21 protein-coding genes are annotated in these 22,905 nt (G+C 70.7%); 17 read left to right on the forward strand and 4 right to left on the reverse strand.

Translation table 11 applies throughout. From position 1 onward, the window contains the following. The first annotated feature begins 8 nt into the window (after positions 1 to 8). The 9 genes from AB0K28_RS23780 (at position 9) to AB0K28_RS23820 (ending at position 11,056) form a co-directional block, all read left to right on the forward strand. Positions 9 to 1,151: a GNAT family N-acetyltransferase gene (locus AB0K28_RS23780; protein WP_364373681.1), complete on the forward strand. Its 1,143-nt coding sequence runs from the start codon at positions 9 to 11 to the stop codon at positions 1,149 to 1,151. Positions 1,152 to 1,242: 91 nt separating this feature from the next. Beyond that, positions 1,243 to 1,767 carry a crossover junction endodeoxyribonuclease RuvC gene (gene ruvC / locus AB0K28_RS23785; RefSeq protein WP_364373870.1) on the forward strand — a complete coding sequence of 175 codons (525 nt, stop codon included), beginning with the start codon at positions 1,243 to 1,245 and terminating at the stop codon, positions 1,765 to 1,767. A 460-nt stretch (positions 1,768 to 2,227) separates the two neighbouring features. Further along, on the forward strand, positions 2,228 to 2,848 hold the full coding sequence (gene ruvA / locus AB0K28_RS23790; RefSeq protein WP_364373684.1) for a Holliday junction branch migration protein RuvA: 621 nt from the start codon (positions 2,228 to 2,230) through the stop codon (positions 2,846 to 2,848). A 555-nt stretch (positions 2,849 to 3,403) separates the two neighbouring features. Beyond that, complete coding sequence (ruvB, locus tag AB0K28_RS23795; protein WP_355414372.1) at positions 3,404 to 4,438, forward strand: Holliday junction branch migration DNA helicase RuvB; 1,035 nt, start codon at positions 3,404 to 3,406, stop codon at positions 4,436 to 4,438. Between the two features lie 217 nt (positions 4,439 to 4,655). Next, a complete protein-coding gene (yajC, locus tag AB0K28_RS23800; protein WP_364373687.1) occupies positions 4,656 to 5,039 on the forward strand; it encodes a preprotein translocase subunit YajC in 384 nt (127 codons plus the stop codon). A gap of 43 nt (positions 5,040 to 5,082) precedes the next feature. Continuing rightward, positions 5,083 to 6,984, forward strand: coding sequence for a protein translocase subunit SecD (gene secD / locus AB0K28_RS23805; protein WP_364373690.1), 1,902 nt, complete (start codon positions 5,083 to 5,085; stop codon positions 6,982 to 6,984). 1 nt (position 6,985) lies between these two features. Continuing rightward, positions 6,986 to 7,978, forward strand: coding sequence for a protein translocase subunit SecF (secF, locus tag AB0K28_RS23810; RefSeq protein WP_345386332.1), 993 nt, complete (start codon positions 6,986 to 6,988; stop codon positions 7,976 to 7,978). 179 nt (positions 7,979 to 8,157) lie between these two features. Further along, positions 8,158 to 8,676, forward strand: a complete 519-nt coding sequence (locus AB0K28_RS23815; protein ID WP_345386330.1) for an adenine phosphoribosyltransferase — start codon at positions 8,158 to 8,160, stop codon at positions 8,674 to 8,676. A 187-nt stretch (positions 8,677 to 8,863) separates the two neighbouring features. Next, positions 8,864 to 11,056 carry a bifunctional (p)ppGpp synthetase/guanosine-3',5'-bis(diphosphate) 3'-pyrophosphohydrolase gene (locus AB0K28_RS23820; RefSeq protein WP_364373694.1) on the forward strand — a complete coding sequence of 731 codons (2,193 nt, stop codon included), beginning with the start codon at positions 8,864 to 8,866 and terminating at the stop codon, positions 11,054 to 11,056. Positions 11,057 to 11,087: 31 nt separating this feature from the next. Here AB0K28_RS23820 and AB0K28_RS23825 read toward each other — a convergent pair whose 3' ends face one another. From AB0K28_RS23825 to AB0K28_RS23835, 3 genes are all read right to left on the reverse strand, one after another. Then, positions 11,088 to 12,176, reverse strand: a complete 1,089-nt coding sequence (locus tag AB0K28_RS23825) for a cupin domain-containing protein (RefSeq protein WP_345386328.1) — start codon at positions 12,174 to 12,176, stop codon at positions 11,088 to 11,090. 107 nt (positions 12,177 to 12,283) lie between these two features. Then, a complete protein-coding gene (locus AB0K28_RS23830) occupies positions 12,284 to 13,513 on the reverse strand; it encodes a DUF349 domain-containing protein (RefSeq protein WP_364373697.1) in 1,230 nt (409 codons plus the stop codon). 62 nt (positions 13,514 to 13,575) lie between these two features. Next, positions 13,576 to 14,445: a peptidylprolyl isomerase gene (locus AB0K28_RS23835; protein WP_345386324.1), complete on the reverse strand. Its 870-nt coding sequence runs from the start codon at positions 14,443 to 14,445 to the stop codon at positions 13,576 to 13,578. A gap of 138 nt (positions 14,446 to 14,583) precedes the next feature. On the opposite strand from AB0K28_RS23835, the gene AB0K28_RS23840 reads away from it, so the two are divergent. The 3 genes from AB0K28_RS23840 to aspS are packed head-to-tail and all read left to right on the forward strand — an operon-like array spanning position 14,584 to position 18,315. Then, positions 14,584 to 15,264 carry an MBL fold metallo-hydrolase gene (locus tag AB0K28_RS23840; RefSeq protein ID WP_345386322.1) on the forward strand — a complete coding sequence of 227 codons (681 nt, stop codon included), beginning with the start codon at positions 14,584 to 14,586 and terminating at the stop codon, positions 15,262 to 15,264. Next, a complete protein-coding gene (gene hisS / locus AB0K28_RS23845) occupies positions 15,264 to 16,526 on the forward strand; it encodes a histidine--tRNA ligase (RefSeq protein WP_345386320.1) in 1,263 nt (420 codons plus the stop codon). The genes AB0K28_RS23840 and hisS overlap by 1 nt, the downstream gene beginning before the upstream one ends. A 55-nt stretch (positions 16,527 to 16,581) precedes the next feature. Further along, entirely contained in the window at positions 16,582 to 18,315 is a 1,734-nt protein-coding gene (aspS, locus tag AB0K28_RS23850; RefSeq protein ID WP_364373702.1) for an aspartate--tRNA ligase, read from the forward strand. 77 nt (positions 18,316 to 18,392) lie between these two features. Here aspS and AB0K28_RS23855 read toward each other — a convergent pair whose 3' ends face one another. After that, positions 18,393 to 19,289 carry a peptidylprolyl isomerase gene (locus AB0K28_RS23855; protein WP_345386318.1) on the reverse strand — a complete coding sequence of 299 codons (897 nt, stop codon included), beginning with the start codon at positions 19,287 to 19,289 and terminating at the stop codon, positions 18,393 to 18,395. A 167-nt stretch (positions 19,290 to 19,456) separates the two neighbouring features. Here AB0K28_RS23855 and AB0K28_RS23860 point away from each other — a divergent pair, with 167 nt between their 5' ends. From AB0K28_RS23860 to AB0K28_RS23880, 5 genes are all read left to right on the forward strand, one after another. After that, positions 19,457 to 19,936, forward strand: coding sequence for a DUF2231 domain-containing protein (locus AB0K28_RS23860; RefSeq protein WP_345386316.1), 480 nt, complete (start codon positions 19,457 to 19,459; stop codon positions 19,934 to 19,936). A 30-nt stretch (positions 19,937 to 19,966) separates the two neighbouring features. Continuing rightward, the gene (locus AB0K28_RS23865) at positions 19,967 to 21,268 is read left to right on the forward strand and encodes a replication-associated recombination protein A (RefSeq protein ID WP_364373706.1); all 1,302 of its coding nucleotides are present in this window, start codon (positions 19,967 to 19,969) and stop codon (positions 21,266 to 21,268) included. Between the two features lie 55 nt (positions 21,269 to 21,323). Beyond that, positions 21,324 to 22,169: an oxygenase MpaB family protein gene (locus AB0K28_RS23870; protein WP_364373709.1), complete on the forward strand. Its 846-nt coding sequence runs from the start codon at positions 21,324 to 21,326 to the stop codon at positions 22,167 to 22,169. An 86-nt stretch (positions 22,170 to 22,255) separates the two neighbouring features. After that, positions 22,256 to 22,657 (forward strand): DUF948 domain-containing protein, encoded by a 402-nt coding sequence (locus AB0K28_RS23875; RefSeq protein ID WP_345386310.1) that lies wholly within the window; start codon positions 22,256 to 22,258, stop codon positions 22,655 to 22,657. An 8-nt stretch (positions 22,658 to 22,665) separates the two neighbouring features. Then, positions 22,666 to 22,884 (forward strand): hypothetical protein, encoded by a 219-nt coding sequence (locus tag AB0K28_RS23880; RefSeq protein WP_355414407.1) that lies wholly within the window; start codon positions 22,666 to 22,668, stop codon positions 22,882 to 22,884. Positions 22,885 to 22,905 lie beyond the last annotated feature (21 nt).

The following is a 22,905-nucleotide window of genomic DNA, read 5'->3' on the forward strand; positions in this document are numbered from 1 at the left end:
TGCTGCTTGTGGAAATACGCGACATAACGCCCGACGACCTCGACGACGTCCTCGACCTGCGCCGGCGGGCGTTCGGCCCGATGAGCCCGAGCGGCAAGGAGAAGTGGCGCAAGTCCGTGCTGCCCGCGCTGGCCGAGGGGCGCTACCTCGGGATGTTCGACGGCGGCAGGATCGCGGCGGCCGCCCGGCTGCGCCGCTTCACCCAGTGGTGGCACGGCCGGCCACAGCCGATGGCCGCGATCGCGGGCGTCACGGTCAGCCCCGAGGACCGCGGGCGCGGCGTCGGCACCGGCATCATGCGGGCCGTCCTCGACCGCGCCACCAAGCTGGGCGACGCGGTCTCCGCCCTCTATCCGGCCACCACCGCCATCTACCGCAACCTCGGCTACGAGCACGCGGGCGCGCAGCACATCATCCGCCTGCCCGCCGAGTCGCTGCGCGGCATCCGGCCGTCCGGCCAGGTCAAGCTGCGCAGGATGGGCCCCGGCGACGCCGCCGAGCTGATCACCGTGCTGCACCGCGTGCATGGCGCGGCCCGCGCCAGCGGCCCGATCTCGTACGACGAGGACACCTGGAACCTGTGGCTGGCCAACGAGGACGACTTCCTCTACCTGGCCGACGACGGCTACGCGGTCTACCGCTGGCGGGGCGACGACATGGAGGTCGAGAACGTCGTCGCCGCCTCCTCCGACACCCTGCGGGCGCTGTGGGGGCTGGTCGGCAGCGCCTCCTCGGTGGCCCGCGAGGTCGTCGCCGCCGTGGCGCCCGACGACCCGGTGCTGTGGATGCTGCGCGAGCGTACGAAGGAGCAGCTCACGCGGGTGCCGTGGATGTTCAGGGTGCTGGACGTGGCCGCCGCCGTCGAGCGCAGGGGATATCCGGCGCACGCGAGCTGCCAGGCCGTCGTGACCGTGGACGACCCGGTCAGGGGCGGGGGCACGTGGCGCCTGGACATCTCTGGCGGAACGGGCGCAGCTACCCCGGCCTCCGGAACCGGCGTCACGCTCTCGGTGAACGGCCTGTCCGCTTTGTACGCCGGTATCCCCACCTCGACGCTGCGGCTCAGCGGTCTCATGTCCGGAGATGACCGATACGACGAGGCACTCGACGCCGCCTTCGCCGCCAAGCCGTACATGCTCGACTACTTCTAGCCCCCGCTTCCCGGTGCGCGCCCTCCCCGGCCACGGTAAAGTCTCGTGCCGAACAGATGTTCGGCGGCGCAGGTCTCTGGAGGGCATGCCGGTGCGGGTGATGGGCGTCGATCCGGGGCTGACCCGGTGCGGGGTGGGCGCGGTCGAAGGGCGCCCAGGAGCGCCGCTGTCACTCGTGGCCGTCGGGGTGGTGCGCACGGGTGCCGACGAAGAGCTCGGCGCCCGGCTCGTCGGCATCGAGGCCGGCATCGAGCGCTGGCTCGACGAGGTGCGCCCCGACGCGGTGGCCGTCGAGCGCGTCTTCAGCCAGCACAACGTCCGCACGGTGATGGGCACGGCACAGGCCGCCGGCATCGCCGTCCTGTGCGCCGCCCGGCGCGGCCTCCCGGTGGCGCTGCACACGCCGTCCGAGGTCAAGGCCGCCATCACGGGCAGCGGCACGGCCGACAAGAAACAGATCGGCGCCATGGTCACCCGCCTCCTGCGCCTCACCGAGATGCCCAAGCCCGCCGACGCCGCCGACGCCCTCGCCCTGGCCATCTGCCACGTCTGGCGCGGCGGCGCCCAACACCGCCTCGCCACCGCCCTGGCCAAAGCCAGAAACCCCCACCGATGACCCCAACCTCCCCAAACCCACCCCACACTTCCGGCCCCCAGCCCGCCGACACACGACCCGGCCACACCCCGGCCCTGGGGCTGAGCGGCATAGCGGCCCCAAGCACGGGGGCGTCGGGCGTGGTGCTGCCGCGCGCAGTGGCGCCGCGCGCAGAGAGATGCCTGCGCTTGACGTCCTCAGGCTTCGTGAAGGCGACGTCTGGCCGCTGCCCTCAGCCCGTCGGCACCCCCAGCGGCCCCACCCGGAACGTGGGGCTGCCGGGTGTGGGCAGGCGCTTGCGGTTGGCCTCGACGGCAGCCGCTGCGAGGGTCGCATGCCCCCGTTCTCAGCCCATTCTCGGCCGCAGCGGCCGCGCCCGGAGCTCGGGGTTGCCGGGCGTGGCGGTGGTGGGTGTGGGGGTGGATCTGCGCTATGACAGGGGACCAGGTGTGACAGTGGTGACGGAGACGGGAGGCCGAGCGTGATCGCGTCGGTGACGGGCAAGGTGACGGCGATCGCCCCTGATGGGGCCGTGATCGAGGTCGGCGGCGTCGGCATCCTCACCCACTGCACGCCGGGCACGCTCGCCACGCTCCGGCTGGGCGAGGAGGCCAGGCTGGCCACGTCCCTCGTGGTGCGCGAGGAGTCGCTCACCCTGTACGGCTTCGCCACCGACGACGAGCGGGCCGTCTTCGAGCTGCTCCAGACGGCCAGCGGCGTCGGCCCCAAGCTGGCGCTGGCGATGCTCGCCGTCCACACGCCCAACGCGCTCCGCGTGGCCGTGGCCTCGGCCGACCTCAAGGCGCTCACCCAGGTGCCGGGCATCGGGCAGAAGGGCGCCCAGCGCATCGTCCTGGAGCTCAAGGACCGGCTCGGCACTCCTGAGGAGACCGTCAACGCCGCGCTCAACGGCGACCGCCGCGCGGCAGTGTGGCGCGAGCAGGTCCACTCGGGCCTGGTGGGGCTCGGCTACTCCAGCAAGGACGCCGACGACGCCATCGCCGCCGTCGAGCCCGAGGCGGAGGCCGACCTCGCCGCCGGCCGCCAGCCCCAGGTCGCCACCCTCCTGAAGGCCGCACTCCGTTCCCTGAGCATCCGATGACCCACCACCACTCCGACACCCCCAAGCCACCGCGTGCCGCAGCACATCTCGGCGCCGTGCGTGACGCGCTGGCGCATGGTGCGCCCGTGCACCTCGCAGAGCAGGGAAGTGGGGTTCGGCTGAACTCCGGGCGAGGGCGACGGGACCGTGGTGACCATGGGCGTCCACGGCGTGGAGCTGCTGTTGTCGCTGAGGGCTCGGAAGCCGGTGAGGGGCTTGAGGATGTGCGGTTGCCGTCGGCCCATCGGCTTGGTGCCATTGCGCCGTCACATCCGGCATGCCTGCCGGTCGTTGCGGGACGCTCAACAGGCAGGCATGCCGGCCGGTCGTGCGAGACGCTCGGATGGGTCGCGGGTTTTCGCACCGCGCGGGGTCGGGGTTCGGCAAATGGCCGAGGATGCCATCGGGGATGGGGCGAGGGTGGCGAAGAGGGTCCTGGGGTGGGGCGAGGGTGTGTGGTGGCGGGGGAGAGGGGTGGCGTGATACGTGAGGGCGTGGCGGGCCATGACGGCCGCCCAGGCGGGCGTTCGGTGACTGAGGAGAGGAGGCGCTGGGATGGGATTTGAGCGGGACGAGATTCTGTCGGCCGCCGCCGGTGGCGACGAGCTGCAGATCGAGGCCGCACTCAGGCCCAAGCGCCTCAGCGAGTTCATCGGCCAGGGACGCGTCCGCGAGCAGCTGTCGCTGGTGCTGGAGAGCGCCTTGCGGCGGCAGCGGCCACCGGATCACGTGCTGATGAGCGGCTCGCCCGGCCTGGGCAAGACGACGCTGGCGATGATCATCGCGGCGGAGCTGAACGCGCCGCTGCGCATCACGTCGGGGCCCGCGCTGGAGCGGGCGGGCGACCTGGCGGCGATCCTGTCGACGCTGACCGAGGGCGAGGTGCTGTTCATCGACGAGATCCACCGGATGGCCAGGCCCGCCGAGGAGATGCTCTACCTCGCGATGGAGGACTTCCGGGTCGACATCGTCGTGGGCAAGGGGCCGGGGGCGACCGCCATCCCGCTGGAGATCGCGCCGTTCACGCTGGTGGGCGCCACCACCAGGGCGGGGCTGCTGCCTGCGCCGCTGCGCGACAGGTTCGGCTTCACCGCCCACATGGACTTCTACGAGGTCCCCGAGCTGGAGCAGGTGCTGCACAGGTCGGCGCAGCTGCTCGGCGTCGGGCTGCCGGACGAGGGCGCCCATGAGATCGCCCGCCGTTCCAGGGGCACCCCGCGCATCGCGAACCGGTTGCTGCGCCGGGTGCGCGACTTCGCCGACGTGCGCGCGGGCGGTGTGATAGACCGCGACGTCGCCTCGGCGGCGCTCAACCTCTACGAGGTCGACGGCGAGGGGCTCGACCGGCTCGACCGGGCGGTGCTCGGCGTGCTGCTGCGCAAGTTCGGCGGCGGCCCGGTGGGGTTGTCCACACTCGCGGTGGCCGTGGGGGAGGAGCCCGAGACGGTCGAGGTGGTGGCCGAGCCGTTCCTCGTACGCCAAGGACTGCTGGCCAGGACCCCGCGCGGCCGGGTGGCGACCGCGGCGGCGTGGACCCATCTCGGGATGACGCCACCGCCGGATGCGTTCGGAGCGTCGCTTTTCGACTGATCACAGATCGGTTGCAACCATTTCAATATGGGAACTTCCCCGCGCGCCGAAACGCTGCTTCGTTGCCGCGTTTCGCAACAAGCGCCTACACTCCGTGGCTTGGCTGGCTGTGTAGGCTGACGGGCTGAGCGGCGCGGCCCGGAGCAACGCACGGAATTTCCGGCGCGAGGCCGGTGTCAACTCCTTGTACGACTATGGAAGGTCGCCCCTTATGGACATGGGACAACTCGGAAGCATCCTGCCGCTGATTCTTCTGGTGGTGGTGTTCTACTTCCTGCTGATCCGCCCCCAGCGCAAGCGCCAGCAAGAGGCGATCCAGATGCAGAACTCCCTGACGCCGGGCACCCGGGTCATGACCACGACCGGGCTGTTCGCCACCGTCGTCGCGGTAGACAATGAGGACGTCGTCCTCGAGATCGCGCCAGGGATCGAGACCCGCTGGGTGAAGGCCGCCATCGGCCGCGTCGTCACCCCCGGCGACGCTCCGGCGAGTGACGAGCCGGCCGCTGACCAGGCCGAGCTCGGCGAGGAGGGCAAGACGGAGTCCGAGGCCACCGTGGAGCGCAACGGCGACCAGGACTCCAGCACGAAGAAGTCCTGACTAAGCTCTGCCACAAACCTCTATCTGAAAGAACTGACGACCAGTGGCCCGACCGACCAGCCGCCACAGCCGACCGGGGCGTACGCTCCTGGTGCTGCTGGCGCTCATCCTCGCCCTGGGCGGGACGATGTTCCTGCAAAAGGCGTACACGCCCAAGCTGGGCCTCGACCTAGCGGGCGGCACGACGGTGACGTTGTCCCCGGTGACCCAGAACAACGCGGCGCCGCCCGAGGAGATCCTCGACCGGGCGGTCAACATCATCCGCGACCGGGTCAACGGCACGGGCATCTCCGACGCCGAGGTCGCCAAGTCCGGCGACAACATCATCATCTCCATCCCGGGCGTGGGCCAGAACGAGGCCATCAAGCTGGTCGCGACCACCGCGGAGCTGCGTTTCCGTCAGGTGCTTGCCATGGAGGCCACGCAGGCCCCCGCCGACCTGGCCACCACCGCGCCGACGCCCGGCCCGTCCGGCAGCCCGTCGGCCCAGCCGTCCACCCGGCCCTCCCAGTCGGCCGCGACGCCGAGCGCGTCCCCGACCGGTAAGGCGCTCTCGTCCGCGCTGACCTCCCCGACCGCCCCGCCCTCCGCGGGCGCGCCGCGGTCGGCCACCGAGACCGGTGACGGGCAGAAGAGCCAGGGCGACGGACAGGCCCGGCAACAGGACCCCGATGGGCAAGGCGACGGTGACGGCAAGGCCCGCACCGGCACCCAGAACAACCAGACCGCCCAGAACAACCAGACCGGCCAGAACAACCAGGACAACACCAAGGGCCAGAACGCCAAGGCGTCGCCGTCGGGCGCGCCCACGGCCAGCACGCCGCCCGTGCAGCCCCCGCAGCAGAACCCCGACATCAACACCGCCGGCATCGACCCCAAGGTGCTCGAGCAGTTCAACAAGCTCGACTGCGCCGACCCGGCCAACCGCGGCCAGGGCGTCCAGGACGACCCGAACAAGCAGTACGCCGCCTGCGAGACCGACGGCAGCTTCAAGTACGTCCTCGACGTCGCCAAGGTCGTCGGCACCGACATCGACACCGCCTCGGCCGGCGTCCGGCAGGGCACCACCGAGTGGATCGTCCAGCTCGACTTCAAGAGCAAGGGCGCCGGCGAGTGGAGCAAGCTCACCACCGCCGCCTACAACTCGCCCGAGCCGCGCAACAAGGTCGCGGTCGTGCTCGACGGCGTCGTCATCACCGCCCCCAACATCATCAGCCCGATCCCCGGCGGGCGGGCCGAGATCACCGGCGGCTTCGACCAGATCAGCGCCACCAACCTGGCCGACCAGCTCAAGTACGGCGCGCTGCCGCTGAAGTTCAACCGCAGCTCGGTCGACACGGTCTCCTCGACGCTCGGCCAGGACCAGCTGCAGGGCGGTCTCATCGCCGGCCTCATCGGCCTGGCGCTGGTGGTCGTCTACTGCATGCTCTACTACCGGGGCCTCGGCATCGTCGCGGTGCTGAGCCTCGTGGTGGCGACGGTCCTGACGTACACCGCGGTGGTCGTGCTCGGCCACAACGCCAACTTCCGGCTCTCGCTGCCGCACATCATCGGCCTGGTGGTCTCGATCGGCATCACCGCCGACTCCTTCATCGTCTACTTCGAACGCATACGTGACGAGATGAAGGAGGGCAGGCGCTCGCTGCGGGCGGCCGTCGAGGTGGCCTGGGTTCGCGCCCGGCGCACGATCCTGATCGCCGACGCCGTCATGTTCATCGCCGCCATCGTGCTGTACTTCCTGGCGGTGGGCGGTGTCGCCGGCTTCGCGTTCGCGATGGGCCTGACCACGCTGATCGACGTCGTGGTGGTGTTCCTGTTCACCAAGCCGTTCATCGCCATGCTGGCGAAGCTCAAGTTCTTCGCCAAGGGGCATCCGCTGTCGGGGCTCGATTCCGAGCGCATGAGCGAGGCGACCGGCCACAAGACCACTCCGCAGGAGGCCTGAGATGGGACTGGGGCGTCGCCTCTATCGCGGCGAGATCGACGTCGACTTCGTCGGCAAATGGCGGCTGTGGTACAGCCTGTCCGGCCTGCTGCTGCTGGTGTCGCTGGCCGGGCTGGTCCTGCATGGGCTCAACCTCGGTGTGGAGTTCAAGGGCGGCACGATCTTCTCGTTCAAGGCCCAGCACGCCACCGTCGAGCAGGTGCGTACGTCCGTCCAGGAAGAGGGCGTGCACCAGGTGATCGTCCAGCAGGCCGGCACCGACGGCTGGCGGGCGACCACCGAGAGCCTGCCGGAGGACACCAGGTCGCAGGTGCAGAGCGCCATCGCGAAGGACTTCAGCGTCCCGGCCGACCAGGTCAGCATCCAGGCCATCGGCCCGTCCTGGGGTGGTGAGGTGTCGCAGAAGGCGTGGATCGGCCTGGGCGTGTTCATGCTCGCGATCATCTTGTACCTGTCGATGGCGTTCGAGCCGAAGATGGCGCTGGCGGCGATCGTCGCGCTCATCCACGACCTCGTCATCACGGCCGGCATCTACGCCTGGTCGGGCTTCGAGGTCACGCCGGCCACGCTGCTGGGCTTCCTGACCATCCTCGGTTATTCGCTCTACGACGCGGTCGTGGTGTTCGACATGATCAAGGAGGTCACGGCCAAGCTGGGCCACACCTCGAAGCAGACGTACTCGATGGCGGCCAACAACGCGCTCAACCACACGCTGATCAGGTCGCTGAACACCTCGCTCGTCGCGATCCTGCCGGTGGCGGCGATCCTGTTCATCGGCACCACGCTGCTCGGCGCGGGCACGCTGAAGGACCTGTCGCTGGCGCTGTTCGTCGGCATGATCGTCGGTACGTACTCCTCGCTGTGCGTCGCCACGCCGCTGCTGGTGACGCTGAAGGAGCGCGAGCCGAAGTACCAGGCCATCGCCAAGAGGCTGGCCTCCACCGGAGGCGGTGGCAGGAAAGGCCCCAAAAGCGCGGCCGTAGCCAAGGGCTGACCCGTTCGTACGACGGGCTCAGCAGGCGCCCTCGCCCCGGCAAGGGGCGGGGGCGCCTGCCTTTGTGGGCCCCGAGGTCGCGAGGGCCTCAAAGAGGCGCTGAGAGCTCCGGGTAGGGGTCAGGGCCCGATATGCACCATCATGGAGCCCGGCACACGGCCGGCGGAGAAGGGATGACCATGAGCGAGCTGAGCACGACGATCCTCGACCGGATCAGGGACGTGCCCGACTACCCCAAGCCGGGGGTCATGTTCAAGGACATCACCCCGCTGCTGGCCGACCCGGTGGCGATGGCCGCCGTGGTGGACGAGCTGGCCGGGCTGCACCAGGTGGACAAGATCGTGGGCATTGAGGCGCGGGGGTTCATCCTGGCGGCGCCGGTGGCCTACCGGGCGGGCGCGGGGTTCGTACCGGTGCGCAAGAAGGGGAAACTGCCCGCCGCCACGCTGGAGGAGTCCTACGATCTGGAGTACGGCTCCGCGACGATCGAGGTGCACCGCGACGCGTTCGCGCCCGGCGACCGGGTGCTCGTGGTCGACGACGTGCTGGCCACGGGCGGCACCGCGAAGGCGGCCGTGGAGCTGGTGAAGAGGGCCGGCGCCGAGGTCGTCGGCATCGCCGTGCTGATGGAGCTGGCCTTCCTGAAGGGACGTGAGCGCATCGAGGGAGAGCGGTTGCACTCCCTTGTGATCGTCTGAGCCCGCCCGCGGCGGCCCAGGTTTCCTGCCTGGATACACTGGGGGGATCTGGACTCGAACGTGAGGAGCCACTGCGTGAGGAGTCTGTGTGCCCCGTGATGTGGTCGCGCCCGACGTAACCGACTCCGGCAATGCGGAGACGCCCGGTGTGCCGTCGGTGCGCCGCAGGCGTTTCGGGGGTGGGGCGATGAATCCGGTGCTGGAGCCGCTGTTCCGTACGGTCCGTGCCACCCACCCCAAGGCCGACCTGCGGGTGATCGAGCGCGCCTACGACGTGGCCGCCTACCACCACCGCGACCAGAAGCGGAAGTCGGGCGACCCCTACATCACCCACCCGCTGGCCGTCGCGACGATCCTGGCCGAGCTCGGCACCGACGACGAGACGCTGTGCGCGGCGCTGCTGCACGACACGGTCGAGGACACCGCCTACTCCCTCGACGAGCTGCGGGGCGACTTCGGCGACACGATCGCGTCGCTGGTCGACGGCGTCACCAAGCTCGACAAGGTCAAGTTCGGCGACGCGGCGCAGGCCGAGACCGTGCGCAAGATGGTCGTGGCGATGTCGCGCGACATCAGGGTGCTGATCATCAAGCTGGCCGACCGGCTGCACAACATGCGCACGATGCGCTACCTCCCCGAGCACAAGCGTCACCAGAAGTCGCGCGAGACGCTGGAGATCTTCGCCCCGCTGGCCCACCGCCTGGGCATGAACACGATCAAGTGGGAACTTGAGGACCTCGCGTTCGCCATGCTCTATCCCAAGCGCTACGACGAGATCGCGCGCATGGTGTCGGAGCGGGCGCCGCGCCGCGACCTGTTCCTGCAGGAGGTCATCGAGAAGGTCTCGGGCGACCTGCGCGAGGCGAAGATCCGCGCGGTGGTGAAGGGCCGGCCGAAGCACTACTACTCGGTCTACCAGAAGATGATCGCCCGCGACGTCGCGTTCGACGACATCTACGACCTGGTGGGCATCCGCGTGCTGGTCGACTCCGTACGCGACTGCTATGCCGCGCTCGGCACCATCCACGCGAGGTGGAACCCGGTGCCAGGGCGGTTCAAGGACTACATAGCGATGCCCAAGTTCAACATGTACCAGTCGCTGCACACCACGGTGATCGGTCCCGAGGGCAAGCCGGTCGAGCTGCAGATCCGCACCCACGCGATGCACCACAGGGCCGAGTACGGCGTCGCCGCGCACTGGAAGTACAAAGAGGAGGTCGGCAGCCCCGGCCCCACGGGCAAGGTCAAGCCGGGCAGCGACATGGCCTGGCTGCGCCAGCTCCTCGACTGGCAGAAGGAGACCTCCGACCCGGGCGAGTTCCTCGAGTCGCTGCGCTTCGACCTGTCGGTCTCCGAGGTCTACGTCTTCACCCCCAAGGGCCAGGTCATCGCGCTGCCCGAGGGCGCCACGCCGGTCGACTTCGCCTACGCGGTGCACACCGAGGTGGGTCACCGCTGCATCGGCGCCCGGGTCAACGGGCGGCTGGTGCCGCTGGAGTCGCGGCTCGGCAACGGCGACACGGTGGAGATCTTCACCTCCAAGTCGCCCGACGCGGGGCCGTCGCGCGACTGGCTGAAGTTCGTCAAGTCGGGCAGGGCCCGCAACAAGATCCGGCAGTGGTTCTCGAAGGAGCGCCGCGAGACCGCGATCGAGGCGGGCAAGGAGGCCATCGGCCGGGCGATGCGCAAGCAGGGCCTGCCGCTGCAGCGCCTGATGTCCGGCGAGGCGCTGCTGGCGCTGGCCCGCGACCTGCGCTATCCCGATGTCTCCGCGCTCTATGCGGCGGTCGGCGAGGGCCACATCGCGGCCCAGTCGGTGGTGCAGAAGCTGGTGGCCTCGATCGGCGGGGTCGACAGCGCCGAGGAGGACATCGCCGAGACCTCGCTGCCGACCCGGCTGCGCGGCCGCCCGCGCGGCGGTGGCGGCGCCGGCGTGGTGGTGGCGGGCGACGCCGACGTCTGGGTACGCCTGTCGAAGTGCTGCACCCCCGTGCCGGGCGACGAGATCGTCGGTTTCGTCACCCGCGGCCACGGCGTCTCGGTGCACCGGGCCGACTGCACGAACGTGCAGCAGCTGCGGGAGCAGCCTGACCGGCTGGTCGAGGTGAGCTGGTCGCCGAGCGACGACAGCGTGTTCCTGGTGGCCATCCAGGTCGAGGCGCTCGACCGGCCGCGGCTGCTGTCCGACGTCACCCGCACGCTGTCCGACCAGCACGTCAACATCCTGAGCGCGTCGGTCACGACCTCGCGCGACCGGGTGGCGATCAGCAAGTTCACCTTCGAGATGGGCGACCCCAAGCACCTCGGCCACGTGCTCAAGGCCGTGCGCAGCATCCAGGGCGTCTTCGACGTCTACCGGGTCAGCGGCGCGGGCAACTGACGGCTCGGGTTGACGGCTCGGCGTTGACGGCTCAGCGGCGCAGGCCTGGCAGGTTGACCACGACGGCCTCCTGCGTGCTGCGCGCGATCACCACGACCGCCTCCTGCGCGGGGTCGGGGTTCTCCTCGCGGTGCGGCACGTACGGGGGCACGAACACGTAGTCGCCGGGCCGCGCGTCGATGCGGGTCTCCGTGTCGTCCTCCAGGAACACGAACGACGGCGTGCCGCTGACGACGTAGATGGCGGTCTCCGAGGCGCCGTGGTGGTGGTCGGAGGAGCGGGTGGCGGGCGCGACGTGCGTCTGGCCCATCCACAGCCGTGACGAGCCGGTGGTGGCGCCGCTGACGGCGGCCAGGCGCCGCATGCCCGAGCTCTGCGCCGTCTCGCCGGAGAGCTCTCCTGCGGCCACGTGACGCAGGGTCTGGTGGAAGGGGTCACCCTGGTCCCGGTAGCCCTCCCAGAGGCGCCCTCCGGCCCGTTCGAGCACGCGCGTGGCGACGGCGGTCAGGCGTACGGGGTCGTCGTGCACCTTCAGCAGCTCGTCGGCCAGCTCGGGGTCGTGGGCGCGCAGCTCGCGCAGCAGCCACTTGCCGGTGCCCTGCCACCTGCCGCCCGCGCCGAGCGCCGCCCTCGCGGTGGCCTGCACGATCTCCCAGCCGATGAACGCCGCCTCGCCCGGGTCGGTGGCGCCGGCGAGGTCGTCGAGCAGGTCGGACAGCACGTAGCGGGCCCGCTCCGACTGCCCGGCGGGCTGACCGCCGGGACCGGCCGAGACCCGCTCGCCCAGGGCCGCCTGCAGGTCGCTGGCCCGGCCGCCGGTCCTGTCGGTCAGCACCGCGCCCTCGGAGCAGATGCGGGCCAGTGTCGGCCTGCGGGCCGCGAAGTCGCGCTCGATGTAGGCCGCCAGGCTGGTCTCGCTGTGCGCGAACAGCTCGATCGGCCAGTCACGCCAGCGCAGGCTCTCGCGGTAGGGGCGGTCGAGACCGTCGAGCACCACGATGATGTCGAGATCGGAGGTGCTGGTGCGGCGCTCGGTGAGCACGCTGCCGCCGACGAAGGCGTACAGGGCTCCCGGGAACGTCTCTTCGACGAAGGCGCGCGCGGCGGTGACGGGATCCATGCCGCACAGCCTAGATCGCGGGCCCCGTCGCACGCCGCCCGATTCGGCGACGGCGGCCCGCATGGCGACCGGCGAGGAGCCCCCGTGAGAGGGGACCCCGCGCCGGATCAGCTGAACTCGGCCAGCGTGCGCTCCGCCTCCGCCAGCCACGAACGGCGGGCGGTGAGCGCCTCCTCGGCCTCCTTGACGTCCTTCGCCCGGCCCGCGGCCTGCGCCTTGTCCAGGCGCTTCTCCAGCTGCTCGATGGAGGTGCGCAGCTGGTCGACGGTGCTCTGGGCGCGCGCCCTCGCCTCGGGGTTGGAGCGCTTCCACTCGGCGTCCTCGGCCTTGCGCACGGTCTCGTCCACCCGGCGCAGCCCGCCCTCCAGGCGGTCGCGCTGGTCGCGCGGCACGGGACCGGCGGCCTCCCAACGCTCGAGGATGCTGCGCAGCGCGGCCCTGGCGGTGCGGACGTCGGTGACCGGCAGGATCTTCTCGGCCTCGGCCAGCAGCTCCTCCTTGACCACCGCGTTGGCCGCGAGCGAGGCGTCGCGCTCGGCGAACACCGCCGAGCGCGCCTGGAAGAACTGGTCCTGGGCGGCCTTGAAGCGGGCCCACAGCTCGTCCTCGGCCTCGCGCGAGGCCCGCCCGGCGTTCTTCCACTGCTGCATGAGGTCGCGGTAGACGGCCGCCGTGGGGCCCCAGTCGGTGGAGCCGGCCAGTGACTCGGCCTCGGCGACGATGCGCTCCTTCTCCGCGCGCACGCCCTCGCGCTGCTCGTCGAGCCCCGCGAAGTACGCCTTGCGCCGCTTGGCGAACGCCGTGCGGGCCGCCGACAGCCGCTTCCACAGCGTGGCCTCGGTGGCGCGGTCGATGCGGTCGGCCGCCTTCCACTCCTCCACGAGCTGGCGCAGCCGTTCGCCGCCCGACTTCCAGTGGGTGGTCTCCTCGGCGATGCGCTCGGCCTCGCCGACGATCCGCTCCTTGACCGTCCTGGCCTCGGCCCGCGCCTGCTCGCGCGCGGCCTTGACCTCCTCGCGGCGCTGGGCCACCAGCTCGGTCAGCCCGTCGAGCCTGGCCGTCAGCGCGGCCAGGTCGCCGACGGCGTGGGCGTCGGCCACGGCTTCGCGCAGCTTGGTGATGCCGGCCTCGGCCTGGGCCGGAGCGAGGTCGGTGCCCCTGACGCGCTGTTCGAGGAGCTGGACCTGACCGGCCAGCTCGTCGTACTTGCGATGGAAGTAGGCCAGTGCCTCTTCGGGTTCACCGGCCTGCCAGGAGCCGACGGCTCGCTCTCCCTCAGCCGTACGCACGTAGACGGTGCCGTCGTCGTCTACCCGGCCCCACGGGTCGGTGCTCACCGTGTCCTCCCGCACTATCCATCAGACCCTTCGGGACTACTTCGTCCCTAGTTTGTATTACGTCAGCTCTTGCCGGCGATTGTCACGTCTTTGATTTCGACGGTTTGCTTAGGTGCTCCTGTCCCATCTCCCGCGTCGGCGATCACGCCTGCTTTGTTCACCTTGTCCAGGATGTCGAGCCCCTTGGTGATCGTACCCACCGGCGTGTAATCCGGGGTGAGGCCGATGTCGCCGTAAACGAGGAAGAACTGGCTGCCCGTGCTGCCCGGCGCGGAGGTTTTGGCCATCGCCATCACGCCGCGCTTGTACTGGGCGCCCTGGAGGTTCTCCTCGGCCATGACGTAACCGGGGCCGCCCGAGCCGTCCTGGCTCTTGCCGTCGGCCTTGGCGGTCGGGTCGCCGCACTGCAGCATGGGGAACTTGTCGCTGCCGAGCCGGTGGCACTTGCTGCCGTCGTAGTACTTCTTCTCCGCCAGGAACTCCAGCGAGTTGGTGGTGCAGGGAGCCTTGGCGTTGTTCAGCTCGACGACGATCTCACCGAGGTTGGTGTCGATCGTCATCTTCTTCGTGGCGGGCTCGGTCTTGACCTTGGCCGGCGGCATGCCGACGTCCTTGACCTGACCGCCTGAGGTGTCCTTGACGTAGTCGCACGTGCCCGTCGCCGCGTCGTAGGGCTTCGGCCCCGTGTTCTCCGACGCCGGTGCGGTCTCCGCGGCCGTCGCGGAGGGCGAGGCGGCCGCCTCGGTGCCCGGGTCGTTGCCCCCGAGCAGCGCGACCGCGGCCACGATGCCGCCGACCACGACCACCACGCCCGCGGTGGAGCCGATGATCGCCGTGCGCTTGGCCTTCTGCTCACGCTCGATGCGGCGCTGCATCTGCCGCTCGTAGTGCTCGCGTGCCAGCTGCTTCTGCCGGTCCTTCCCCGTGGCCACCGCTTTGCCTCCCATAGTCAATCAACTGAGGTGGGCGAATCGTATCGGCCAACGGGTAATGATTCGCAGCCCGGCGACCCGCACCGGTACCCTTCGGTTACATTCCCATTGGCTTTTCGACGAGATCACCTGAGGCAGATGCTCATCGCCGGCTTCCCCGCAGGGGCCTTCCAGACCAATTGTTACGTAGTCGCGCCCGCGGCCGGCGAGGAGTGCGTCATCGTCGATCCTGGTCAGGACGCCGTCGAGGGGGTCGACGAGCTGCTGCGCGAGCACCGGCTCAAGCCGGTCGCCGTCCTGCTCACCCACGGCCACCTCGATCACGTCTGGTCGGTGGCCCCCGTCTGCGGCGCGCGCGACGTGCCCGCCTGGATCCACCCCGACGACCGCCACCTGCTGAGCGACCCGGCCGCGGGCTGGTCCGACACCAGCGCGTCGCTGTTCGGCGGCCTCACGCTGAGCGAGCCCGACGACGTGCGCGAGCTGTCCGACGGCGCCGTGCTGCCGCTCGCGGGGCTGGAGCTCGTGGTCGATCACACGCCAGGCCATACCAGGGGGTCGGTGAGCTTCCGGCTGCCCGGCGACGAGATCATGTTCTCGGGCGACCTGCTGTTCGCCGGCTCCATCGGCCGCACCGATCTTCCCGGCGGCGACTACACGACCATCCTGAGCAGCCTGGCTACCAAGTGTCTGCCGCTGCCGGACGATACGGTCGTCCTGCCGGGCCACGGACCACAGACCACGATCGGCCGCGAGCGCGCGACCAACCCGTATCTCAAGGAAGCAGCGCCGCACGCCGGTCCCACACGAGGGATCTAATGAGCTTCCAAGCACCGAAAGGCACCTTCGACTGGCTGCCACCCCGCTCCGAGCGGGTCCTCGCCGTACGCGAGGCGCTGGCCGCGCCGCTGCGCCTCGCCGGCTACGGCTACATCGAGACGCCGGTCTTCGAAGACACCCAGCTGTTCGCCAGGGGCGTAGGCGAGTCGACCGACATCGTCTCCAAGGAGATGTACACCTTCCCCGACAAGGCGGGCCGCTCGCTGACGCTGCGCCCCGAGGGCACCGCCTCGGTGGTCCGTGCGGTGCTCCAGCACAACCTGCACACCGGGCAGCTGCCGGTGAAGTTGTGGTACTCCGGCAGCCAGTTCCGCTACGAGCGCGCCCAGAAGGGCCGCTACCGCCACTTCTGGCAGGTCGGCGCCGAGGCGCTGGGCGCCGAGGACCCCGCGCTCGACGCCGAGCTGATCGTGCTCGGCGCGCGCGGCTTCGCCTCGCTCGGGCTGCGCGACGTCCGGCTGCTGCTCAACTCGCTCGGCGACAAGAACTGCCGGCCCGCCTACCGGGCCGCGCTGCAGGAGTTCCTGCGCGGGCTCGACCTCGACGCCGACACCAGGGCCCGCATCGAGATCAACCCGCTGCGGGTGCTCGACGACAAGCGGCCCGAGGTGCAGGCCCAGCTCGCCGGCGCGCCGCTGGTGGTCGACCACCTGTGCGACGACTGCCGGGCGTACCACGAGGAGGTGCGCGCCCTGCTGAGCGCCTCCGGCGTCGCCTTCGAGGACGACCCGCGCCTGGTGCGCGGCCTCGACTACTACACCCGCACCACGTTCGAGTTCGTCCACGACGGGCTCGGCTCGCAGTCGGCCGTCGGCGGCGGCGGCCGCTACGACGGGCTCAGCGAGATGCTCGACGGGCCGCCGCTGCCCAGCGTCGGGTGGGCGCTCGGCGTCGACCGCACGTTCCTGGCCATGGAGGCCGAGGGCCTGCTCGGCGACGACGCGGCACACGAGCGCGTGCAGGTGTACGGTGTCCCGCTGGGTGACGACGCCCGGCGCCGCATGTTCCTGCTCATCGACGAGCTGCGCGCGGCCGGGCTCAGCGCCGACATGGCCTTCGGCGGCAAGGGGCTCAAGGGCGCGATGAAGGGCGCCGGCCGCTCGGGCGCCGCGTTCGCGCTGATCCTGGGCGAGCGTGACCTGGCCGCCGAGGCCGTGCAAGTGAAGGACCTGGCCACCGCCGAGCAGACCGAGGTGCCGCTGGCCAAGGTCGTCGACGTCTTGAAGGGGAAGGTGCAGTGACCGGCGAGCCAGGGCCGCTGCCTCCCCTCACTCATCCGCATGAAGGGAAAGTGCAGTGATCCGCACGCATACCGCCGGGTCGCTCCGCGAGGAGCACGCCGGGCAGCAGGTGACGCTCGCAGGATGGGTGGCGCGCCGCCGTGACCACGGCGGTGTCGTCTTCATCGACCTGCGCGACGCCTCCGGCTCGGCGCAGGTGGTCTTCCGCGAGGAGGACCACGCTCACGACCTGCGCGCCGAATACTGCGTGCAGGTCGTCGGCAAGGTCAGGGTGCGGCCCGAGGGCAACGAGAACCCCGAGCTGCCCACCGGCGCCGTCGAGGTGGTGGCCGACACGGTCGAGGTGCTGAGCGAGTCGGCGCCGCTGCCGTTCCCCATCGAGGGCAACGTGGGGGTGTCGGAGGAGGCGCGGCTCAAATACCGCTACCTCGACATCCGCCGGCAGCAGGTGGCCAACGCGATGCGCACCCGCTCCAAGGCGACCTACCTCGCCAACGAGGTGATGCACGAGCTCGGCTTCGTCTACGTCGAGACGCCCACCCTGACCCGCTCCACGCCCGAGGGCGCGCGCGACTTCCTGGTGCCGGTGCGGCTGCAGCCGGGCAACTGGTACGCCCTGCCGCAGTCGCCGCAGCTGTTCAAGCAGCTGCTGCAGGTGGCCGGCCTCGAGCGCTACTACCAGCTGGCCAAGTGCTACCGCGACGAGGACCTGCGGGCCGACCGGCAGCCGGAGTTCACCCAGATCGACGTCGAGATGTCGTTCGTCGACCAGGAGGACGTCATCGAGGTCGGCGAGAAGCTGATCGGCCGGCTGTGGAAGGAGATCGCCGGCTACGAGCTGCCGACCCCGCTGCCGCGCATGACGTACGCCGACGCGATGGCCCGCTACGGCTCCGACAAGCCCGACCTGCGCTTCGGCCAGGAGCTGGTCGAGATGACCGACTACTTCTCCGGCACCTCGTTCCGCGTCTTCCAGGCCGACTACGTCGGCGCCGTCGTCATGCCCGGCGGGGCCTCCCAGACCCGCAAGGAGCTCGACGGCTGGCAGGAGTGGGCCCGCTCCCGCGGCGCCAAGGGCCTGGCCTACGTGCTCGTCCAGGAGGACGGCACGCTCGGCGGCCCGGTCGCGAAGAACCTGTCGGAGCAGGAGCTGTCCGGGCTGGCCGGAAAGGTCGGTGCGCAGCCGGGCGACGCCATCTTCTTCGCCGCCGGCGCCAAGAGCGCCGCCCGCGACCTGCTCGGCGCGGCCCGGCTGGAGATCGGCCGGCACTGCGACCTGATCGACGAGTCGCAGTGGTCGTTCCTGTGGGTCGTCGACGCGCCCATGTTCGAGGAGGACGGCGAGGGCGGCTGGACGGCCGTGCACCACCCGTTCACCGGGCCGAAGCCGGAGTGGGCCGACAACTTCCAGGACCACCCTGGCGAGGCGCTGGCCTACGCCTACGACATGGTCTGCAACGGCATGGAGATCGGCGGCGGCTCGATCCGTATCCACCGGGCCGAGATGCAGCAGCGCGTCTTCGACGTGCTCGGCATCTCCAAGGAGGACGCGGAGAGCAAGTTCGGCTTCCTGCTCGAGGCGTTCAAGTACGGCCCGCCCCCGCACGGCGGCATCGCCTACGGCTGGGACCGCATCTGCATGCTGCTGTCGGGCGGCGACTCGATCCGCGACGTGATCGCGTTCCCGAAGACGGCCTCCGGCTTCGACCCGCTGACCGGCGCGCCCACGCCGATCACGACGGAGCAGCGCAAGGAGGCGGGCGTGGACGCCGCGCCCAAGCAGGCGTAGTCCCGCGAATGAGAACGGCCCGGGCGCCCCGCGAAGGGGCGCCCGGGCCGTTCTCACATCCGGGCGGGGGCCGCGCGTCAGGAGAAGGTGATGCGCTTGATGATGACCGGCTTGCGCGGTGCGGTGGTGCCGCCGTCGCCGGTGATGTCGGCCTCGTTGACGATGAGGTCCTTGGGGCTGGTGGCCAGGCCCTCCAGCATCTCCATGCCCTCGCTGACGATGCCGACGACCGAGTAGCCGGCGCCGATCTGCATGTTCTCGTTGGACAGCGAGATCGCGAACTGGCTGTTGTTCTGCCCGGCCGAGTCACCCGGCTGGGTCATGAACACCACGCCCTTGCCGACCGGGATCTCGATGTTCTCGTCGCCGTAGACGTAGCCCGCTGTGCCCTGGCCGTCGGTCGGGTTCTTGCCGTCGGCCTTGGCCAGCGGGTCACCGCACTGCAGCATGTGCACGCCCGACACCTCGGGCGTCACCAGGCGGTGGCACTTCATGTCGTTGTAGAACTTCTTGCGCGACAGGAAGTTCAGCGAGTTGACCGCGCACGGCGCCTCGTTCGTCATCAGGTCGACGACGACGTTGCCGCGGTTCAGCTCGATCGTCATCTTCTTGAGCTTCAGGTTCGGCTTCTTGGGCGGCAGGCCCACGAACTTGTTGGGCACCGACTTGTCCCGCTTGTACGTGCACGTCACGGGGCCGGTCCTGGTCGGAGTGGGCGTCTCGGGCGTCGCCGGGGTGCTGGCGCTGGCCGAGGGGCTCGCCTGCGCCGAAGCCTCGTCGGGCTCGTTGTCGACCAAGGTGGTCGCCGCGAAGATGCCGCCCGCGACCACGACGACAGCCACGGCCGCGCCGATGAAGGTGTTCCGCCTCGCCTTAACGGTCTGCGCGGCGGCGCGCTTCGCCTGCCGTTCCTTGTGCTCCCGCGCCAGCTCTTTCTGGCGGTCCTCTTCGCTCTGGCGGTCGTCGCCGCTCACCGCTATGTCCTCTCGTCTTTGCCAAGGTATGACCAAACAACTCCGCGAATGCTACCGGCCTTCGATATGTGACGGACGTAAGTGGCGAAAGCCGAGCGAAGCGACCGCTGAGGCCGCGAACCTGCAGGCGGCGCGGACCGTAAGTGAAGGAGAACCAAGGAGTCCCCATGTTCGACGAGATCCTCGGCCTGCCGGCCCACCCCCTGATCGTCCACTTCGCCGTCGTGCTCACGCCGCTGCTCGCCGTCGTCGCGCTCGCGTACGCGCTCGTGCCCCGCTGGCGCCCCTCCACCGCGTGGGCCGTCGTGCTGCTCTCCTTGGCGGCGCCCGCGGCCGTGTTCGTCGCCAGGCAGAGCGGCGAGAGCCTCAAGGAGGCCAGGTTCGGCGAGGCCGAGGGCGAGATGGCGGAACTCATCTCCGCGCACGAGGGCTTCGCCCTGCCGCTGCTGCTGTCCGTGCTCGGGCTCGGCGCGTCCGCGCTGCTCCTCGTGTACGCCTCCCGCCCCGCCCGCGACTCCCTGTCGGGCGACCGCTTCGGCCGGCCCGTCACGGTCGTCCTCGCGGCGCTGACGGTCGTGCTGGCCGCCGTGGCCGCCTTCTACGTCTTCCAGGCCGGGGACTCGGGAGCCAGGGCCGTGTGGTCCTAGCGGGCCTGCCGCAGCGTGTAATCTCGCGTTGTGGATAGCCTGTTCGATTCGGCGGCCGAGGAGGCCACACCGCAGCCGCTCGCCGTGCGCATGCGTCCGCGTACGCTCGACGAGGTGATCGGTCAGCGGCATCTGCTCGGGTCCGGCACCCCGCTGCGGCGCCTGGTCGAGAGCGAGGCTCCCATGTCGCTGTTCCTGTGGGGGCCGCCCGGCACCGGCAAGACCACGCTCGCCTACGTGGTCTCCAATGTCACCAAGCGCCGCTTCGTCGAGGTCTCGGCCGTCTCCGCCGGGGTGAAGGACGTCCGCGCCGCCATCGACTCGGCGCGCCGCGAGCTCGGCATGACCGGCCGCCAGACCGTGCTGTTCGTCGACGAGGTGCACCGCTTCAACAAGGCCCAGCAGGACGCCCTGCTGCCGGCTGTGGAGAACCGCTGGGTCACCTTCATCGGCGCCACCACGGAGAACCCGTTCTTCTCGGTCATCTCGCCGCTGCTGTCCCGCTCGCTGCTGCTCACGCTGGAGTCGCTGACCGACGACGACGTGCGGGCGGTGCTGGAGCGGGCCGTGTCCGACCCGCGCGGGCTCGGCGGGCGCAACACGCTCGCGCCCGAGGCGCTCGACCACCTCGTGCGCCTGGCGGGCGGCGACGCTCGGCGCTCACTCACCTACCTGGAGGCGGCGGCGCTGCTGGCCGACGACATCACCGTGGAGGTGGTGGAGAAGGCCGTCGACAAGGCCGCCGTACGCTATGACCGGCAGGGCGACCAGCACTACGACGTCATCAGCGCGTTCATCAAGTCGATGCGCGGCTCCGACGCCGACGCGGCGCTCCACTACCTCGCCCGCATGATCGAGGCCGGCGAGGACCCGCGCTTCATCGCCCGCCGCATCGTCATCTTCGCCTCCGAGGACGTCGGCCTGGCCGACCCCACCTGCCTGCAGACCGCCGTGGCCGCCGCGCAGGCGGTGCAGCTCATCGGGCTGCCCGAGGGGCAGATCAACCTGGCCCACGCCGTCATCCACTGCGCCACCGCGCCCAAGTCCAACGCCGTCGTCAAGGCCATCGGGGCGGCGATCGGCGACGTCCGCAAGGGGCTGATCGGACAGGTGCCCGGCCACCTGCGCGACGCCCACTACTCCGGGGCCGCCAAGCTGGGCCACGGCGACGGCTACCGCTACCCCCACGACTACGACCACGGGCTGGTGCGCCAGGACTACGCGCCCGAGCAGGTGCGCGAACGGCGCTACTACCAGCCGACCCGCCACGGGGCCGAGGCGCCGGTGGCCGAGCGGTGGGCGAAGATCCGCGACTTCCTCAGGGGGTCGTGACACCTTCGCCGGCGAATCGTCCAAAGTGGTACTAAGTCTGCGATCACGGGGAATCATGATCGTTGTGAAGCCGACCGTGACCCCCGGCGGCGGCCTGTACGGCCCCCGATCGATCACCTGGCGCGTCCACACCGAGACGCCCGCCTGGCCGGCGGCCGTACGCGCCTTCCAGCTCCAGGCCCTGCACCCGCGCACGATCCGCGGCATCGTCCAGAACCACCTGCTCGACGACGCCGAGGCGGTCAGGGCGCACCTGCGGCGGCGGCTCGGCTTCGTCGCCCTGCGCACCTTCGGGACGCGTGAGCAGGCCGAGGCGATGTACGAGCGGGCCCGCGAGGTGCACGCCCGCCTCGTCGGGCTCGACACCGCGACGGGCACGCTGTTCCGGCTGGACGAGCCGGAGAGCCTGCGCTGGGCGCACTGCGCCGAAGTGGCGTCCCACCTGGAGGTCGCCCGGCTGTCGGGGGTGGCGCTGACGGCGGGGGAGCGGGACGCGTACGTGGCCGAGCAGCGCCGCGCCGCGTACCTCGCCGGCCTCACCGACGTGCCGGACAGCGCAGGTGAGCTGGCCGACCACCTCACCGGGATGCGCGCCCACCTGTCCGCCACCGACGAGGCACGCGAGCTGCTGCGCCTCGTCGTCACCCCGCCGCCCTCGCTGCGGCCCGGCACCCTGCCCGCCGTCGGCGCGCTCGCGTTCGCCACGCTGCCCGGCTGGGCCAGGAGCATGTACGGCTGCCCAGGCGACGCGGCGGCCGGATACGCGGCGGGCGCGGCGCTCAAGGCGCTGCGCGCGACGGCCATGGCGATGCCGGAACGGCTGGTGGCGCCCGAGATCCGGGCCGCGCGTGCCCTCATGCGAGCGGCGGCGCGGACCCGCGGAGCCGACGTGGCTGCCTGAGCGCGGAAGCCGTCCGCACTAACGTTGTCACCCGAACGCGATAGGGTCTTGACGTTCCGGCCCAGCGTACGTAGGGAGATGCGCGGATGCTTACCGCTGGAGAGGTCGCCGGGCTGATCGCCGCCACGGGCTGGGTGGTCCTGGTGTGCGTCATGGCCATGGTGCTCGTCAAGCTCGCCCGGCTGCTCAACGAGACCACCAAGGCGGTCTCCGACCTGAACAAGCGCCTGGCGCCGCTGCTCGACGACGTCAGCGTGACGGTCAACGAGACCAACAGGCAGCTCGTCGCCGTCGAGGCCATCGCCAAGGACGTCAAGCAGGTCAGCGGCCACGCGGCCAAGCTGAGCGCGGTCACGCAGACCATCTTCACCGGGCCGCTGATCAAGGTGTCCTCCCTGAGCTACGGCCTGCGCAGGGCCATCGAGGCCCGCCGGCCGCGCCGCCCCGTGCGGACGAGCAGGAGCCGGGTTCAGGAGCGCGCACGATGATCAGACGCATGTTCTACGTCTCGCTGGGCGCGTTCCTCGCCTTCTGGGTGATGCGCCGCCTGCAGGCACTCCACCCCGACCACGTCGCCCGGCGGACGGCCGACGGCGCCGCGGGCATGCTCCGGCAGGTGAGAGACTTTACTCACGACGCGCTCGGCGAGGCCGCGGAGCGCGAAACCGAGTTGCGCGCCCGGTTCGGCCTCGACAAGGCTGAAAACGCCGGATGACGCTCGCCCGCCGACGGCGGG

Source organism: Nonomuraea sp. NPDC049504 (assembly GCF_040676845.1).
In the GTDB taxonomy this organism is placed as follows: Bacteria; Actinomycetota; Actinomycetes; order Streptosporangiales; family Streptosporangiaceae; genus Nonomuraea; species Nonomuraea salmonea.

What these genes read in the sequence shown, in the direction of transcription:
- AB0K28_RS23860 (WP_345386316.1), top strand. Translation starts at nt 19,457, where the DNA reads ATGTTCGACGAGATCCTCGGCCTGCCGGCCCACCCCCTGATCGTCCAC.
- AB0K28_RS23840 (WP_345386322.1), top strand. Translation starts at nt 14,584, where the DNA reads ATGCTCATCGCCGGCTTCCCCGCAGGGGCCTTCCAGACCAATTGTTAC.
- yajC (WP_364373687.1), top strand. Translation starts at nt 4,656, where the DNA reads ATGGGACAACTCGGAAGCATCCTGCCGCTGATTCTTCTGGTGGTGGTG.
- AB0K28_RS23815 (WP_345386330.1), top strand. Translation starts at nt 8,158, where the DNA reads ATGAGCGAGCTGAGCACGACGATCCTCGACCGGATCAGGGACGTGCCC.
- AB0K28_RS23870 (WP_364373709.1), top strand. Translation starts at nt 21,324, where the DNA reads ATGATCGTTGTGAAGCCGACCGTGACCCCCGGCGGCGGCCTGTACGGC.
- AB0K28_RS23825 (WP_345386328.1), bottom strand. Translation starts at nt 12,176, where the DNA reads ATGGATCCCGTCACCGCCGCGCGCGCCTTCGTCGAAGAGACGTTCCCG.
- AB0K28_RS23880 (WP_355414407.1), top strand. Translation starts at nt 22,666, where the DNA reads ATGTTCTACGTCTCGCTGGGCGCGTTCCTCGCCTTCTGGGTGATGCGC.
- hisS (WP_345386320.1), top strand. Translation starts at nt 15,264, where the DNA reads ATGAGCTTCCAAGCACCGAAAGGCACCTTCGACTGGCTGCCACCCCGC.
- AB0K28_RS23875 (WP_345386310.1), top strand. Translation starts at nt 22,256, where the DNA reads ATGCTTACCGCTGGAGAGGTCGCCGGGCTGATCGCCGCCACGGGCTGG.
- ruvB (WP_355414372.1), top strand. Translation starts at nt 3,404, where the DNA reads ATGGGATTTGAGCGGGACGAGATTCTGTCGGCCGCCGCCGGTGGCGAC.
- AB0K28_RS23820 (WP_364373694.1), top strand. Translation starts at nt 8,864, where the DNA reads ATGAATCCGGTGCTGGAGCCGCTGTTCCGTACGGTCCGTGCCACCCAC.
- secF (WP_345386332.1), top strand. Translation starts at nt 6,986, where the DNA reads ATGGGACTGGGGCGTCGCCTCTATCGCGGCGAGATCGACGTCGACTTC.